The 14,366-nt window shown below is 72.7% G+C and carries 15 protein-coding genes; 4 read left to right on the forward strand and 11 right to left on the reverse strand.

All coding sequences use genetic code 11. The features are described from left to right. Window positions 1-57 precede the first annotated feature (57 nt). Window positions 58-735, reverse strand: coding sequence for a response regulator transcription factor (locus AB5J54_RS16015; protein WP_041129540.1), 678 nt, complete (start codon window positions 733-735; stop codon window positions 58-60). A 424-nt stretch (window positions 736-1,159) separates the two neighbouring features. On the opposite strand from AB5J54_RS16015, the gene AB5J54_RS16020 reads away from it, so the two are divergent. After that, window positions 1,160-2,677, forward strand: a complete 1,518-nt coding sequence (locus AB5J54_RS16020; protein WP_369144585.1) for a peptide MFS transporter — start codon at window positions 1,160-1,162, stop codon at window positions 2,675-2,677. 63 nt (window positions 2,678-2,740) lie between these two features. Here AB5J54_RS16020 and AB5J54_RS16025 read toward each other — a convergent pair whose 3' ends face one another. From AB5J54_RS16025 to AB5J54_RS16050, 6 genes are all read right to left on the reverse strand, one after another. Next, on the reverse strand, window positions 2,741-4,177 hold the full coding sequence (locus AB5J54_RS16025) for a hypothetical protein (RefSeq protein ID WP_369144586.1): 1,437 nt from the start codon (window positions 4,175-4,177) through the stop codon (window positions 2,741-2,743). Window positions 4,178-4,191: 14 nt separating this feature from the next. Further along, window positions 4,192-5,250 (reverse strand): hypothetical protein, encoded by a 1,059-nt coding sequence (locus AB5J54_RS16030; protein ID WP_369144587.1) that lies wholly within the window; start codon window positions 5,248-5,250, stop codon window positions 4,192-4,194. Between the two features lie 17 nt (window positions 5,251-5,267). Continuing rightward, window positions 5,268-6,080, reverse strand: a complete 813-nt coding sequence (locus AB5J54_RS16035) for a hypothetical protein (RefSeq protein WP_369144588.1) — start codon at window positions 6,078-6,080, stop codon at window positions 5,268-5,270. Then, the gene (locus AB5J54_RS16040) at window positions 6,080-6,778 is read right to left on the reverse strand and encodes a peptidase (RefSeq protein ID WP_369149346.1); all 699 of its coding nucleotides are present in this window, start codon (window positions 6,776-6,778) and stop codon (window positions 6,080-6,082) included. Before AB5J54_RS16040 ends, AB5J54_RS16035 begins: the two co-directional genes overlap by 1 nt. A gap of 118 nt (window positions 6,779-6,896) precedes the next feature. Next, window positions 6,897-7,316 (reverse strand): ATP-binding protein, encoded by a 420-nt coding sequence (locus tag AB5J54_RS16045; RefSeq protein ID WP_041129544.1) that lies wholly within the window; start codon window positions 7,314-7,316, stop codon window positions 6,897-6,899. Window positions 7,317-7,396: 80 nt separating this feature from the next. Further along, the gene (locus AB5J54_RS16050; RefSeq protein WP_369144589.1) at window positions 7,397-7,765 is read right to left on the reverse strand and encodes an STAS domain-containing protein; all 369 of its coding nucleotides are present in this window, start codon (window positions 7,763-7,765) and stop codon (window positions 7,397-7,399) included. A gap of 222 nt (window positions 7,766-7,987) precedes the next feature. Between AB5J54_RS16050 and AB5J54_RS16055 the strand changes: the two genes are divergently transcribed. Next, window positions 7,988-8,875 carry an RNA polymerase sigma factor SigF gene (locus AB5J54_RS16055; RefSeq protein ID WP_369144590.1) on the forward strand — a complete coding sequence of 296 codons (888 nt, stop codon included), beginning with the start codon at window positions 7,988-7,990 and terminating at the stop codon, window positions 8,873-8,875. 88 nt (window positions 8,876-8,963) lie between these two features. Here the strand turns inward: AB5J54_RS16055 and AB5J54_RS16060 are convergent, their stop codons facing one another. Then, complete coding sequence (locus AB5J54_RS16060; RefSeq protein ID WP_369144591.1) at window positions 8,964-9,551, reverse strand: hypothetical protein; 588 nt, start codon at window positions 9,549-9,551, stop codon at window positions 8,964-8,966. A gap of 107 nt (window positions 9,552-9,658) precedes the next feature. Here AB5J54_RS16060 and AB5J54_RS16065 point away from each other — a divergent pair, with 107 nt between their 5' ends. Next, entirely contained in the window at window positions 9,659-10,015 is a 357-nt protein-coding gene (locus AB5J54_RS16065) for a hypothetical protein (protein WP_369144593.1), read from the forward strand. 24 nt (window positions 10,016-10,039) lie between these two features. Further along, window positions 10,040-10,555, forward strand: coding sequence for a hypothetical protein (locus AB5J54_RS16070; RefSeq protein ID WP_369144594.1), 516 nt, complete (start codon window positions 10,040-10,042; stop codon window positions 10,553-10,555). 61 nt (window positions 10,556-10,616) lie between these two features. On the opposite strand, the gene hutI is transcribed toward AB5J54_RS16070, so the two are convergent. The 3 genes from hutI to AB5J54_RS16085 are packed head-to-tail and all read right to left on the reverse strand — an operon-like array spanning window position 10,617 to window position 14,361. After that, window positions 10,617-11,786 (reverse strand): imidazolonepropionase, encoded by a 1,170-nt coding sequence (hutI, locus tag AB5J54_RS16075; RefSeq protein WP_369144595.1) that lies wholly within the window; start codon window positions 11,784-11,786, stop codon window positions 10,617-10,619. Window positions 11,787-11,833: 47 nt separating this feature from the next. Continuing rightward, on the reverse strand, window positions 11,834-13,174 hold the full coding sequence (locus tag AB5J54_RS16080) for a formimidoylglutamate deiminase (protein ID WP_369144596.1): 1,341 nt from the start codon (window positions 13,172-13,174) through the stop codon (window positions 11,834-11,836). Further along, window positions 13,165-14,361, reverse strand: a complete 1,197-nt coding sequence (locus tag AB5J54_RS16085) for an allantoate amidohydrolase (RefSeq protein ID WP_369149347.1) — start codon at window positions 14,359-14,361, stop codon at window positions 13,165-13,167. Before AB5J54_RS16085 ends, AB5J54_RS16080 begins: the two co-directional genes overlap by 10 nt. Between the last annotated feature and the right edge of the window lie 5 nt (window positions 14,362-14,366).

A 14,366-nucleotide genomic window follows, 5' to 3' on the forward strand; every position in this document is an offset into this window, starting at 1 on the left:
TGCGCTCCCGAGCCTACGGGGCCGACCACCGGCTCAGAGGCGCACCGGTGCGCGCTCTCAGCTCTTCTCGAAGCGGAAGCCGACGCCTCGGACCGTGGCGATGTAGCGGGGGTTCGCCGCGTCGTCGCCGAGCTTCTTGCGCAGCCAGGAGATGTGCATGTCCAGGGTCTTGGTGGAGGACCACCACGTGGTGTCCCAGACCTCGCGCATCAGCTGGTCGCGGGTGACGACCCGGCCCGCGTCCCGGACCAGGACCCGGAGCAGGTCGAACTCCTTCGCCGTGAGCTGGAGCTCCTCGTCGCCCATCCAGGCCCGGTGCGACTCGACGTCGATCCGTACGCCGTGGGTCGCGGGGGCGGCGGCGGGCTCGGTGGAGCCGCGCCGGAGCAGGGCCCGGACCCGGGCGAGGAGCTCGGCGAGCCGGAAGGGCTTGGTGACGTAGTCGTCGGCGCCCGCGTCGAGCCCGACGACGGTGTCGACCTCGTCCGCGCGGGCGGTGAGGACCAGGATCGGGACCGTGTGGCCCTCGGCACGCAGCCGGCGGGCGACCTCCAGGCCGTCCATGCCGGGCAGGCCCAGGTCGAGCACGACCAGGTCGACCCCGCCCTGGAGTCCGGCGTCGAGGGCGGTGGGGCCGTCCTCGCGGACCTCGACCTCGTACCCCTCTCTCCGCAGGGCGCGGGCCAGCGGTTCCGAGATGGATGCGTCGTCCTCGGCGAGCAGTACACGGGTCATGGGGTGATGGTAGTCCGCACGGCGTGCGGGCCGGGGCGGGATCCGACGGGCCCGAACGACCCCTGGGGATCTTGTGGGCATCCAGCAGATGACCTTCGAATGATCGCGTACGGTTCCTTCGTCACCTGTGATCCATCTCTCAAGTCCTTCCATATCCGGCACTGTCGTGTCGTATGGTGGCGACACGTCAGTAGCGGTATTCGGGGACCTTTGGCCAGCTTCGCGCGCCAAGGTCCTCTTTCTGCGTAAGGTCGGCCCCGCCGAACCTTGACGGTGAATGACCTGTGGGCCGGGTCCCGGGACGCGACAACGCGGCTTCCGGGGCGTGGATCCCGGTGGGGTCACACGACCCCGCCGGTGCCGGCCTCCCCCACCGGGCGCACCACGCTCACAAGGCGTGCGTCCCGACAGAGCAAGGATCGACATGGCGTCCAGCCTGACGACGGCTTCGACCGGAACCCCCGGTTCCGAGAAGACGTTCTTCGGCCACCCCCGTGGCCTGGCCACCCTCTTCATGACCGAGATGTGGGAGCGTTTCTCCTACTACGGCATGAGGGCCCTTCTCGTTCTGTACCTGGTCTCCGGCGGCGCGGACGCGGCGACCGGCAGCCAGGGTGGCGGCCTCGCCATGACGGCGGCCACGGCGACGGCCATCTACTCGGTGTACGTCTCGATGGTCTACCTGATGGCCATGCCCGGCGGCTGGTTCGGTGACCGCGTCTGGGGCGCCCGCAAGACCGTCACCATCGCCGGCTTCGTGATCATGGCCGGTCACGCCTCGCTGGCCATCCCCGGCCAGGCGATGTTCTTCGTCGGCCTGGCGCTCGTCGCCGCCGGCTCCGGTCTGCTCAAGGCCAACATCTCCACGATGGTCGGCCACCTCTACGACGGTCCGGACGACCCGCGCCGTGACGGTGGCTTCACGCTCTTCTACGTCGGCATCAACCTCGGCGCCTTCCTCGCCCCGCTGGTCATCGGCACCGTCGGCGAGAGCCACAACTGGCACCTGGGCTTCCTGCTCGCGGCCATCGGCATGGCCATCGGTCTGGGCCAGTTCCTGTTCGGCACCCGCCACCTGAGCGAGAAGAGCAGCGTGGTCCCGAACCCGCTGTCCGACGCCGAGCGCAAGTCCGTCCTCGTCAAGGTCTGCGCCACGATCGCCGTCGTCGCCGTCTTCTACGGCATCGTCGTCGCCGCCGGCATGTACACCCTGAACTGGGCGCTCGTCCCGATCACCCTCGCCGGTCTGCTCATCCCGATCGCCGTGATCGTCCGCATCAAGCGCGACAAGGACCTCGACAAGGCCGAGCAGTCGAAGGTCACCGGCTACATCTGGTTCTTCGTGGCCGCGGCCGTCTTCTGGATGATCTACGACCAGGGCGGCTCGACCCTGTCCCTCTTCGCGGACAGCAAGACCACCGACCACATCGGTGCGCTGAGCTTCCCTGCCACCTGGTTCCAGTCGCTCAACCCGCTCTTCGTCATGGCGCTGGCCCCGGTCTTCGCCTGGCTGTGGCTGTGGCTCGCCCGCCGCAACCAGGAGCCGAGCACCATCGTGAAGTTCTCGCTGGGCCTGGTGGGCATCGGCATCTCGTTCTTCGTCTTCCTGGCCCCGATCGGCATGGCCGGGGACGGCAAGGTCAGCCCGATGTGGCTGGTCGGGATCTACTTCATCCAGACCGTCGCCGAGCTGTGCCTCTCCCCGGTCGGCCTCTCCGTCACCACGAAGATGGCGCCGCAGAAGTACGCCTCGCAGATGCTGGGTGTCTGGTTCCTCGCCGTCACCGCCGGTGACTGCACCACGGGTCTGCTCTCCCTCGCGGGCGTGGACCTGAACGGCACCGGGATCATCGCGCTGCAGGCCGTGGCCGTCACGGTCGCCGCCGTCGCGGTCTTCATGTACCGCAAGAAGGTCAAGGCGCTCATGGGCGACGTCCACTGACGTCACCCGCCCCGCGCGGAGGGCCCGTCGCACCCCGGGGTGCGACGGGCCCTCCGTCGTTCGTCACCGCCTCAGGCGCGCCCAGGGGGTGAAGGTGAAGACCGCGCCGCCGACCAGGATGATCGTGCCCGCGACGAGGGCGAGGGCGCGCAGGGCGCCGTCGTTCTCGGCGCCGGTGTGGGCGAGGTTCCCGCCGTCGGAGCCACCGGAGGCCGAGCTCGTCGTCGTGCCCGCGGCCGTCCCTCCGTCGGAGCCGCCGGAGGCACCGCCGGCCTGCTTGCTGGTGTCCAGTTCGAGGGAGGCCTGCACGGCGCCCTTCACCTGGCAGGGGATCACGATCGGCGAGCCGCCCAGCGAGACGCTGATGGTGAGCGCGCCCGGGCTGAGGGTGGACTTGCCCGTCGCCCCCGGCGTGTAGGTGCCCTTCATGTCGGGCAGGTCGACCGGCTTGCCCGCCTCCAGAGGGGCCGCGTTGGCGGGGCCGGTGACCTTCACCGTCCCGCTGTCGGCGCCGCCGAGCTTGACGGCCATGGACGGCTTGAGGGCGCCGGCGGGCAGGGCCGCCGGGCTGTTCATGACGCCCTTGGCGGTCTTGACCGTGAGGTCGTAGCCGTTGCCGTTCTTCTTGGCGTCGATCGTCACCTTGGAGGCGATCGAGGCGGGTCCGGGGGGCTGGCAGGAGAACTGGACGGCGACCTGCTTGCCGAAGAAGTCGGTCTGCCCACCGGAGCCGCCGGTCCCACCGGACGAGCCCGTGGCGGAGCCGCCGGAGGTGGTGGTGCCGCCGGAGGTGGAACTCGTACCGCCGGACGTGGTGGTGCCGCCCGCCGTGGAACTCGTACCACCGGACGTCGTCGTACCGCCCGACGTGGTGGTCGAACCTCCGGACGTGGTGGTACCGCCCGACGTCGTCCCACCACCGGACGTGGTCGTGCCGCCCGACGTGGTCGTGCCGCCGCCGGACGTCGAGGAGCCGTCCGTGACCTTGATCGTCGCGCCGACCGGCACCGCCACCTTCGGGGAGCACTTGGTGTCCGTCGACAGGGGCTTGGAGACGTTGATCGTGTACTTGCCGGGCGTCAGCGTGATCTCGCCCGCCTTGTCCAGCTTCAGCTTCCCCTTCATGTCGGGGAGGATCATCGGGCTGTTCTTGGGGATCGCCGGGTTCTGCCGCGGTCCCTCCATCGCCACGGTCCCGCTGCCCGCGCCGCCCACGGTGAGGACGCCGGTGGGCTTCACCGTGTCCTTGTCGAGGTCGAGCACGTCTGGGTTCTTCGAGGCGGCCTGGACCGTCTTCCAGACGATCTCGACCTCGTCGCCGACCTTGGCCTCCGCGGGTGCCGTGATCAGCACCTTCGTGGTGCCCTGCACGGGCGGAAGGCCCGAGATCGACGGCGGGATGCACTCCGTCGCGTAACTCACCTCGGCGGCCTGGGCGGGGCCGGCGGCATACAGGATCCCCGCGCCGCCGAGCATCAGCGCGACTCCGGCCGCGCTCATCCTCCGTTGGGTACTCACACCTGTCCCTTCGTCGTCGGGCTGCTGCTCTCTGGCGCTGACGGTGCGGAGTCAGGGCTGAACCACGGCAGGGCCGCGGTCGTCTCCCCGTCCCCCGGTGCGGGGGCGGAAGCGGATGTACGGGCCGGGGCGCGCCGCCGCGGGCGCGCCCTCGTCCGGGTCCTGGGGGCGGCGGCCCTGCCGCCCCCGGAAGCGGGCCGCGCGCGGTCGACCACGGCCATGCCGATCCGGAACAACGCGGCCGGCACCACGACGGCGAGGAGCACCCAGAAGAGGGTCACGCCCCAGGGCCTGCCGACGCCCCACGGCTGCTCGACGAGGACCTTGCCGGCGTACTTCACGGAGACCTGGTAGTCGCCGTGGGCGCCGGCCGAGAGCTCGGCGGGGAGCCGGATCAGGGCCTTCTTGCCGGGTTCGATCGTGCCGCGCCACTGGCGTTCCTCGTACTGGGGCGCGAAGACGCCGTGGCTGGTGCCGACCTGGAAGACGGGGTCCTTGACGGGGGCCGCGCCGAGGTTGCCGACGGTGAAGACGACCTCGCGGCGCGCGGGCGCCCCGAACCAGACGAGGAGGCCGCTGGAGCCGTCGAGGCGGACGGCGGCGAGGACGGCGAGGCGGCCGTCGCCGGAGGCCTCGGGGAGCGGGGCCGTGGGGTGCCCGGCGACCGTGAACTCCTTGTCGACGGCGTCCTGCTGGCCGGTGACCCCGGCGACGTGCACCACGCAGGGGCAGGGCTTGGGCGGTTCGGCGACGGGGAGCTTCGCGCTGAACGCGCCCCGGCTGTCGACGGTGGCGGCCCGGCCCTCGGTGTTGGCGCAGGAGTTGGTGCCGCCGATGACGCCCTTGCCGGGGGCGCCCTGACCGCAGATCAGGAGCATGAGCAGCGCGCCGGGTTTCCAGCCGCTGCCGCTGACGGTGATCTCACCGCCCTTGCCGCCCTCGGTCGCGGAGAGTTCGACGACGGGCCCCGGGGCGGCCGTCGCCGCGGGGGCGGCGGGCAGCAGGACGAGGGCGAGGGCGGCGAGGAGCGCGGCGGCCGTGCGGATCGTCCTCATGCTGCCTCCGGTCGTCCTCATGCTGCCTCCGGCGCCGACGGGGTACGGGACGTTGCGCGCCGCCGTGCCCCGTACCCGGCTGCGCCCGCCGCCGCCAGGAGCAGCGCGGCCGAGGCGGCGAGCGCGGGGCCCGAGGCGAAGGAGGCCTCGGCGCGGGCGGTGGCGGGGGCGGCGCCCGGTGCGGTGGCCGTCAGCCGGACGGTGACGGCGTCGAGGGCGGGCGGGTCGGGCCAGGGTTCGGTCCTGGTGGCCCGCTCGCCGGGGCGCAGGGTGAGCGGCAGGGCGCGGTCCGGCCGGTCGAGGACGGTGCCGAGGAGGCCCTCGGCGCGGACGGCGAGGCGCGGGGCGAGGACGGTGGTGCCGCGGTTGACCAGGGTGTAGCGGACGGCGTCCTCCTCCACGTGGACGTCCTCGACGGTGAGCGCGGCGAGGTGCGGTCCGCTGACCCGTAGCCGCAGGTCGACGCCGACCTCGCGGCCGGCGGCCACGGCCCGTACGGTGCCGCGGTGTTCGCCGGGCGGGGTGTCCGCGGTGACGGTCACGGCGAAGGGCACGTCGGCCCGGGTCCTGGCGGGCACGGTCACGGACCGCGCGGCGAAGGACACCGGGGCGCCCTGGCCGGTGAGGCTCACGGTCAGCGGTGCGGTGCCGGGGTTGGTGACCGACAGGGTGTCCTGGAGGACGCTGCCGGCCGGGCCCTCCAGGTAGGCGTACGGCCGTCCGGCGGCGGGCGCCGCCGTCCACTCCTGGGCGCCGGGGGGCGCCGCCGCGACCGCGCCGAGGAGGGCTGTCGCGGCGACGACGAGCCCGGAACGCGCCGCCGTACGCATCAGCGTGCCGTGCGCCGCGTGAGCCAGAGGACTCCGGCGGCGCCGGTCAGCAGGACGGTGCCGCCGAGGGTGCCGAGCGCCATGGCGGAGTCGAGCGGGCCGGTCTTGGGCAGCTGGTCGCCGGCGCCCGAGTCGCCGCCGGCGGCGTCGTCGGCGGGCGGCGGGGTGTCGGAGCCCCCCGAGACGCCGGTGACCTGGAGTTCGAGCGAGGGCTTCGGGTTGTTCTTGGGGGTGCAGACGGCCGCGTCCATCCCGAGGGCGTGCACGGTGAGAACGCCCGCCGTGAAGGTGACCTTGCCGTTCTTCTTCGGGGTGAACGTGCCGGTCAGCGTGCCGATCTTGATCGGGGTGTCCGGCGGGATGGCGGCCGTGTTCGGCGTGCCCGTCACCTTCACGGTGCCGCTCGCGTCGCCGCCGAGGACGAGTTCGGCGCGCGGGGTCATGACGCCCTTGGGGAGCTCGACCGGGCTGTCGGAGACCCCCTTCTCGAACGACATCGTGATCGTGTACGCGCTGCCGCTCTTGACGGCCTTGATGTCGACGGGCGAGACGGCGCTCTTCGGCCCGATCTTCGTCTCGCAGGCGTAGTTGACGTCGACGACGGCCGCGTGGGCGGCCGGCGCACCGGCCAGCACGGACGCGCCCGCCACCGCGACCGCGGCCGTGAGCGCGGCGGTCGTTCTCCTCCGGTTCGGCACCTTGGACACCCGAGCACCCCTCACCGCAACGTAACTGACGGTCTTTCAGATCGGCCGTCAAGGTACGCCCGGGGCCTTGAGGAGGGAAGGCAGGGGAACCGGTGAACTTGTGAAAGTCCTAGGCAGGTGCGGCCAGTTCGGCCCAGACCGTCTTGCCGGGGGCTCCGGGGGTGCGGTCGATGCCCCAGTCGAGGCAGAGGCGCTGCACGATGAACATGCCGTGGCCGCCCGGCCGTCCGGAGCGGTGGGGGGTGCGGGGGGCGGGCTGGCCGGCGCCGCGGTCGGTGACTTCGAGGCGCAGGGTCCGGGGCATCCGCAGGACGCGCAGCCGCTCGGGACCCTCGGCGTGCAGACAGGCGTTGGTGACGAGCTCGGAGACGACGAGCAGGACGTCCTCCGCGGCGGCACGGCGGTCGGCGGTGGCCGCCGGGAGCCAGCCCCACTCGTGGAGCGCCGAGCGCGTGAAGTCACGCGCGAGCGGCACAGTGCCGCTGGTCTCGCCGAGGGCGAGCGTCCGGACGTCGGAAGCTTGGTCCATCAACGCTTCACCTCACCGATCGACGGGACAGAGGGACAGGACGTACGGGCGGAGCCGTTGAGCGGTGTATGACGTCGGTCTCAGCCGGGGAGCGCTGTGGCGAGCGTCTCGTGGACGGTGAAGACGGCGTCCGCGCCCGTGATGTGGAACACCCTGGCCACCGCGGGCCGCATCCCCACCAGATGGACGCCGCCGCCGGCGGCGTCCGCCCTCAACCGGGCGCCGAGCAGCACGTTGAGCCCGGTCGAATCGCAGAACTCCAGGCCCGTGCAGTCGACGACGAGCCGTGCGCGGCCCGCGTCGAGGGCGGTGTCCAGCGGGGCGCGCAGCAGTTCGGCGGTGTGGTGATCGAGCTCACCGACGGGCGTGAGGAGCGCGCTCCCGGCGACGTCGCGGACCTCGACCCGCAGCCGCGCGGGCGGCGCGCTGCCGATGTGTTCGCGGTCCATGGCCGTGCCTCTTCTCGCTGTCGCGGATGCCGACTGACGTGCCCCGAACCCTACAAGCGGCATGCCCTCCCATGCACACGAGGTACTTCTCATATCGGTACGAAACGGATTATTGCCACTTGCAACCATCAGGGTCGAGCGGGTAGGGCTAGAAGGGAACGTCCAACCCAACCGGCTTTGGAGGCGCCGCAAACCGCAGCGAGAAGCACCCGAAGGAGACCCATGTCACCCCGGCTCGACGCCCCGCGTACCCCCGACGCGCCGTCGGCAGCAGTCCCCCTCCCCCCTGTCGTCGACCTGCCCGATCGCCTGCTCGACACACCTCTCGACCGGATCGGACCGGTCGACGCCCGCGCCCTGTCGAAGCAGCTCTTCGCCCGGCTCTCCGAGCTGGAGGAGGGCACCCACGACTACGCGTACGTCCGCAACACCCTGGTCGAACTGAACCTCGCCCTGGTCAGGTTCGCCGCCGCACGGTTCGGCACCCGCAGCGAACCGATGGAGGACATCGTCCAGGTCGGCACGATCGGCCTCATCAAGGCGATCGACCGCTTCGAACTCACCCGCGGCGTCGAGTTCCCGACGTTCGCGATGCCGACGATCATCGGCGAGATCAAGCGCTTCTTCCGCGACACCTCGTGGTCCGTGCACGTGCCCCGCAGACTCCAGGAGCTCCGGCTCGACCTCGCCAGGGCAGGTGACGCGCTCGCGCAGCGCCTCGACCGGGCCCCGACCGTCGCCGAACTCGCCGAGGAGCTCGGCATCCGGCCCGAGGAAGTCGTCGAGGGCATGGCCGCGAGCAACGCCTACACCGCGACCTCGCTCGACGCGCAGCCCGACGAGGAGGACGGCGCGGGCGGCGAGGCCGCGCTCGCCGACCGGCTCGGCTACGAGGACCACGGGCTCACCGGGATCGAGTACATCGCCTCGCTCAAGCCGATGATCGCCTCGCTGCCCGCCCGCGAGCGGCAGATCCTCTCCCTGCGCTTCGTCTCCGGTCTGACCCAGTCGGAGATCGGCGCGGAGCTCGGCATCTCGCAGATGCACGTCTCCCGCCTGCTGACCCGCACGCTCGGCCGGCTCCGCCGGGGGCTGACGCTGGAGGAATGACCGCCACCATGGCCGCGCCACGGGCCCGTTCACGGTCGACCGACCCTGGACGGGCCCTTTCGCGGCCATGAGGGACGGCGGAGCTGACCTACCAGCCGATCTGTACGTCCCCGATGACCTCGCCGCCGATGTGGGCGGCGAGCTTGCGGGCGCGCGGGAGGTCGCCCCACTTGTCGACGTGCACGAAGACGGTGTGGTGCGGGGTCCAGTCGTCGATCTGGGCCGTGTCGCCGTGCAGGACGAGCTGGACGCCGTCGTACTTGTCGGAGCCGGAGCACTCCGCGTCGGGGTCGTCCGGCCAGCGCCCGCGCCACGAGATGTCGGTGGTGCCGTCCCCGACGGCCCGGACGATCTCGGGCCCGACGGCCGCGAAGGGCACCTTGGCGGAGAGGCAGAGCGGCAGCTCGGCGCGGATCTCGTCGTCCCCCGCGGTGCCGAGGTCGAGCTCGCAGAAGAGGTACTCCCCGGTCACGGGGTCCCGCACGGCCTCCACCCGGTCGACGGCCGCGCCCGGAAGGAGCCGCGCGATCCGCCGCGTCTCCTCGACGGTACGGGCCTCGGCGTCGACGTACACGTCGTCGCGTCGCTCAAGCAGCCCGACGAGCCGCCACGCGCGCGCGTACGCCTCGTCGGCGTCGGTTGTCGTGAAGACGGCGTAGGCCCGCGAATTCCCCATGCGGCGCAGACTCGCACGGGATCCGGCCCGTCGCGTAATCAATTGGCGGCCTGCACAGGCCCGTCGCTAGCGTCGAGCCCCCGACCTCACGCAGAGAGCGAACCACCATGACCGGCCGCACCCGCCCGACGACGACCCTGTGGCGCCCCACCGGCCCCGTCGAGCTGGAGCTCGTACGGGAGTCGGGATGGCGGGCCTGGCCGCCGCGGCTGCCGGAGCAGCCGATCTTCTATCCGGTGCTGAACGAGGACTACGCGGTCCGCATCGCGCGTGACTGGAACGTCAAGCACGACGGCGCCGGCTTCGTCACCCGCTTCGAGGTCGACACGGAGTTCCTCCGCAGGTACCCGGTCCGGCAGGCGGGCGGGCGGACGATCCTGGAGCTGTGGGTTCCCGCCGAGGAGCTGGCCGAGTTCAACGCGCACATCGTCGGCGAGATCGAGGTCGTGCACGAGTTCCGCTGACGGCACTTCGTTAGGGTGCCGGGCATGGGATCACTGCTCGACGCCGTCCGTGAGAACGAGGAAGCCGCCCGGTTCCTGGCCTGGCCGGGGGACTTCGAGCCGGCCCGGAGGGACCACGTCGAGGAGGTCCGTCTCGCGTCCGGCGCCGCCCTGGAGGGGTTCGCCGGCGACGGTGCCGGGGGCACGTACTTCTTCTGCGGCGACGGCGGCGAGGAACGTCCCGTGCTGTACGCGGACTCCGAGGGCCGCGCGGCCCTGGTCGCGATCGGGCTGACCGAACTCCTCGGACTGCTCCTCGCCGCCCCGTGGTGGCGAGGCGGCGGGGCGGCGGAGTACCTCGCCGACATGCCCGATCTGCCCGCGCGCCGGGACGGGGCCGCCGCGGCCCTCGGCCTCGCCCTGCCGACGGAGGCCGAGGCCCTGGCCCGGCTGCGCGAGGTCGCGACGGGCCCGGGGAAGGAGTACGTCCTGGTCCTCACCTCGGAGGAGGAGCCGTACGAACCGCTGCCGATCCTCAACGCGCCGGGCCACCGGGGCTGAACCGGGCGACGGGGAACAACATCTCCCGGCCGCCTCGGCCAGCCGGATCAGCGGCGGCGGCTCAGACCGCTCGCACGCCCTTCCGCCAGACCTCCGCGATCAGCGGGACGCCCGGGCGGTACGCCAGGTGGACGTGGGAGGGGGCGTCGAGGATCGTCAGGTCCGCACGCGCGCCGACGTTCAGGTGGCCGACGTCCGTGCGGCGGAGGGCCGCGGCGCCTCCGGCCGTGGCGGACCAGAGGGCCTCGTCGGGGGTCATGAGCATGTCGCGGACGGCGAGGGCGATGCAGAACGGCATCGAGGACGTGAAGGACGAGCCCGGGTTGCAGTCCGTGGAGAGGGCCACGGTGACGCCCACGTCGATCAGGCGGCGGGCGTCCGGCCACTCGGCCCGGGTGGAGAACTCGGCTCCCGGAAGCAGCGTCGCGACCGTGTCGCCCTGGGCGAGGGCGTCGATGTCGGCGTCGGTCAGGTGGGTGCAGTGGTCGGCGCTCGCCGCGTCGAGCTCGACCGCCAGCTGCACGCCGGGGCCGTACGTGAGCTGGTTGGCGTGGACGCGGGCCTGCAGGCCCTTCGCCATGCCCGCCTTGAGGATCGCGCGGGCCTGGTCGCCGTCGAAGGCGCCCTTCTCGCAGAAGACGTCGACCCAACGGGCGTACGGGGCACAGGCGTCCAGCATCTCGCCGGTCACCAGCTTCACGTACCCCGCCGGGTCGTCGGCGTAGTCGGGGGACACGATGTGCGCGCCGAGGTAGGTGACCTCGTCCGTGTGCTCCGCGGCGATGCGCAGGGCGCGGGCCTCGTCCTCGACGGTGAGGCCGTAGCCCGACTTGGTCTCGAAGGTGGTGGTGCCCTGGCGCAGGGCCTCCCACATGTAGCGGGCGACGTTCGCGGACAGTTCGGCGTCGCTCGCCGCGCGCGTCGCCGCGACGGTCGTGCGGATGCCGCCCGCCTGGTACGGCCGGCCCGACATCCGGGCGTTGAACTCCGCCGTGCGGTCGCCCGCGAAGACGAGGTGCGAGTGGGAGTCGACGAAGCCGGGGATGACGGCGCGGCCGGCCGCGTCGACGGCCTGGTCGGCCGCCGGGGCCTGCGCCGCCGGGCCCACCCAGGAGACCTTCTCGCCTTCCAGGACGAGGGCGGCGTCCTTGATCAGGCCCAGGGGGCCTTCGCCGAGGGTGGGGTCGTTCGTGACCAGGCTGCCGATGTTCGTGATCAGCGTCGTCGTCATGGTGCTCTCCGGTGGGGGGCGGGCGGGCGGTTCGGGTGCGGGCTCGCCTAGTTCCTCAGGGCTGAGATCGCGTGCGCGAGCGCCTCGCCCGCGTTCGGTACGGAGACGTGCGTGCCGTTCTCGACGATCGTCCGGCCGCCCACCACCACGTGGCGCACGTCCGCCGCCGTCGCCGCGAAGACCGCCGTCTCGGCCGCGAGGCGCGGGACCGGGCCCGCCGTGCGGACCGAGTCCAGGGTGATCGTCGTGAAGTCGGCCAGGGCGCCGGCCTCCAGGGTGCCCGCGTCGGCCCAGCCGAGGGCCGCGTGGCCGTCGGCCGTCGCCGCGCGGAGGAGCGCGGCGGCCGTCCAGTGGCCGCGGGTGCGGGTGCGCAGGCGCTCGTTCAGCTCCATCGCCCGCGCCTCTTCGAGGAGGTCGATGACGGCGTGGCTGTCGCTGCCGAGGGAGAGCGGGGAGCCGGCCCGCTGGAGGGCGACGGCGGGGCCGATGCCGTCCGCGAGGTCGCGTTCGGTCGTCGGGCACATGCAGGTGCCGGTCGAGGACCCGCCGATGAGCGCGATGTCCTCGTCCGTCATGTGCGTGTTGTGGACGCCGGTCGTCCGCGCGCCGAGGACGCCGTGCTCCGCCAGGAGCTGCGTCGGCGTCATGCCGTGGGCCGCGAGGCAGGCCTCGTTCTCCGCGGTCTGCTCGGAGAGGTGGACGTGGAGGGGGGCCCGACGGTCCTGGGCCCAGCGGGCCACCGTCGACAGCTGGTCGGCCGGGACCGCTCGTACGGAGTGGATCGCCGCCCCGATGCGTACGCCGTCGCGCTCCTTGAGCGCCGAGACCCGCTCGGCCCACTTCTCCGCCGTGCCGTCGGTGAAGCGGAGCTGGTGCTGCTCGGGTGCGGCGCCGAAGCTGGAGGAGAGGTACGCGGTGTCGAGGAGGGTGATGCGGATGCCCGCCTCCCCGGCCGCCGCGATGAGGGCCTCGCCCATGGCGTTGGGGTCGGTGTACGCGCCGCCGCCGGGCGCGTGGTGCAGGTAGTGGAACTCGCCGACGGAGGTGATGCCCGCGAGCGCCATCTCCGCGTAGACCGCGCGGGCGAGGGCGAAGTAGCTGTCGGGGGTGAGGCGCTGGGCGACGGTGTACATGATCTCGCGCCAGGTCCAGAACGTGCCGGAGCCGACCTGGACCGTGCCGCGCAGGGCGCGGTGGAAGGCGTGCGAGTGGGCGTTGGCCAGGCCGGGGATCGTGAGGCCGCGGAGGACGACGGCGCCCGGCGGGGGCGTCTCCACTCCCGTGCGTACGGCGCTGATCCGGCCGTCCGAAGAGACCTCCAGGGCCACGCCCGGCTCGACATGGGTGGCGAGCCAGGCGTGCTCCAGCCAGTACGTCGTCAGCGGCACGCCAGCTCCTCCAGTACGTCGGCGAGTGCGAGGACCCCGGCCACGCAGTCGTCCTCGGCCGCGTTCTCGGCCGGGGAGTGCGAGACGCCGGTGGGGTTCCGTACGAACAGCATGGCGGTCGGGATCGATTCGGACAGGATGCCCGCGTCGTGTCCCGCGCCCGTGCCGAGGACCGGCACCTTGCCCGAGGTGCCCAGGATGCGGGAGAGCTCGTCGCGCAGGGCGTGCGAGAACTCCACGATCGGGGTGGAGGACTCCTGGACGACGGCGAGGTCGATGCCGTGGCGGTCGGCGTACTCCCGGGCCGCCGTCTCGACTCCCGTGACGACCTTGTCCAGGGAGCCCTGGTCGGCGGCGCGGGCGTCGAGCCAGCCGCGGACCAGCGACGGGATGGCGTTGACGCCGTTGGGCTCGACGGCGATCTTGCCGAAGGTGGCGACGGCGCCCGCGAGTTCGGCCTCGCGGCGGGCCGCGAGGACGGTCTCGGCGTACGTGAGCATCGGGTCGCGGCGGTCGACGAGGCGGGTGGTGCCCGCGTGGTTGGCCTCGCCGGCGAAGTCGTACCGCCAGCGGCCGTGCGGCCAGATGGAGGAGGCGATGCCGACGGGGTCGCCGGAGAGGTCCAGGGCGCGGCCCTGCTCGACGTGGAGTTCGACGAAGGCGCCGATGCGGGCCAGTCGCTCGGGGTCCGCGCCGATGCCCGCGGGGTCGTACCCGGCGGCCTCCATGGCCTGCGGGAGGGTGATCCCGTCGGCGTCGCGGAGCTCGTACGCCTGCTCCTTCGTCAGCCGGCCGGCGGTGAGGCGGGAGCCGACGCAGGCGAGGCCGAAGCGGGCTCCTTCCTCGTCGCCGAAGTTGACGATGGCGAGGGGCCGCTTGAACGAGGCGCCGCGGGCGCGGAGTTCGTCGAGGGCGGCGAAGGCGGACACGACGCCGAGGGGGCCGTCGAAGGCGCCGCCGTCGGGCACGGAGTCCAGGTGGGAGCCGGTGACGACGGCGTCGCCGGCCGTGGGGTCGCCGAGCCAGGCCCACTGGTTGCCGTTGCGGTCGGTCTCGACATCCAGGCGGCGGGCCTCGGCCTGCATCCGGAACCAGAGCCGGCAGTCGGCGTCGGCCTCGGTCCAGGCGTAGCGGCGGTAGCCACCGGAGGCGGCGCTGCGGCCGATGGGCCGCAGCGACCGCCACATGGCGT

The organism is Streptomyces sp. R44 (assembly GCF_041053105.1).
Taxonomy (GTDB): domain Bacteria; phylum Actinomycetota; class Actinomycetes; order Streptomycetales; family Streptomycetaceae; genus Streptomyces.

What these genes read in the sequence shown, in the direction of transcription:
- AB5J54_RS16015 (WP_041129540.1), bottom strand. Translation starts at nt 735, where the DNA reads ATGACCCGTGTACTGCTCGCCGAGGACGACGCATCCATCTCGGAACCG.
- AB5J54_RS16020 (WP_369144585.1), top strand. Translation starts at nt 1,160, where the DNA reads ATGGCGTCCAGCCTGACGACGGCTTCGACCGGAACCCCCGGTTCCGAG.
- AB5J54_RS16025 (WP_369144586.1), bottom strand. Translation starts at nt 4,177, where the DNA reads ATGAGCGCGGCCGGAGTCGCGCTGATGCTCGGCGGCGCGGGGATCCTG.
- AB5J54_RS16030 (WP_369144587.1), bottom strand. Translation starts at nt 5,250, where the DNA reads ATGAGGACGATCCGCACGGCCGCCGCGCTCCTCGCCGCCCTCGCCCTC.
- AB5J54_RS16035 (WP_369144588.1), bottom strand. Translation starts at nt 6,080, where the DNA reads ATGCGTACGGCGGCGCGTTCCGGGCTCGTCGTCGCCGCGACAGCCCTC.
- AB5J54_RS16045 (WP_041129544.1), bottom strand. Translation starts at nt 7,316, where the DNA reads ATGGACCAAGCTTCCGACGTCCGGACGCTCGCCCTCGGCGAGACCAGC.
- AB5J54_RS16050 (WP_369144589.1), bottom strand. Translation starts at nt 7,765, where the DNA reads ATGGACCGCGAACACATCGGCAGCGCGCCGCCCGCGCGGCTGCGGGTC.
- AB5J54_RS16055 (WP_369144590.1), top strand. Translation starts at nt 7,988, where the DNA reads ATGTCACCCCGGCTCGACGCCCCGCGTACCCCCGACGCGCCGTCGGCA.
- AB5J54_RS16060 (WP_369144591.1), bottom strand. Translation starts at nt 9,551, where the DNA reads ATGGGGAATTCGCGGGCCTACGCCGTCTTCACGACAACCGACGCCGAC.
- AB5J54_RS16065 (WP_369144593.1), top strand. Translation starts at nt 9,659, where the DNA reads ATGACCGGCCGCACCCGCCCGACGACGACCCTGTGGCGCCCCACCGGC.
- AB5J54_RS16070 (WP_369144594.1), top strand. Translation starts at nt 10,040, where the DNA reads ATGGGATCACTGCTCGACGCCGTCCGTGAGAACGAGGAAGCCGCCCGG.
- hutI (WP_369144595.1), bottom strand. Translation starts at nt 11,786, where the DNA reads ATGACGACGACGCTGATCACGAACATCGGCAGCCTGGTCACGAACGAC.
- AB5J54_RS16085 (WP_369149347.1), bottom strand. Translation starts at nt 14,361, where the DNA reads ATGTGGCGGTCGCTGCGGCCCATCGGCCGCAGCGCCGCCTCCGGTGGC.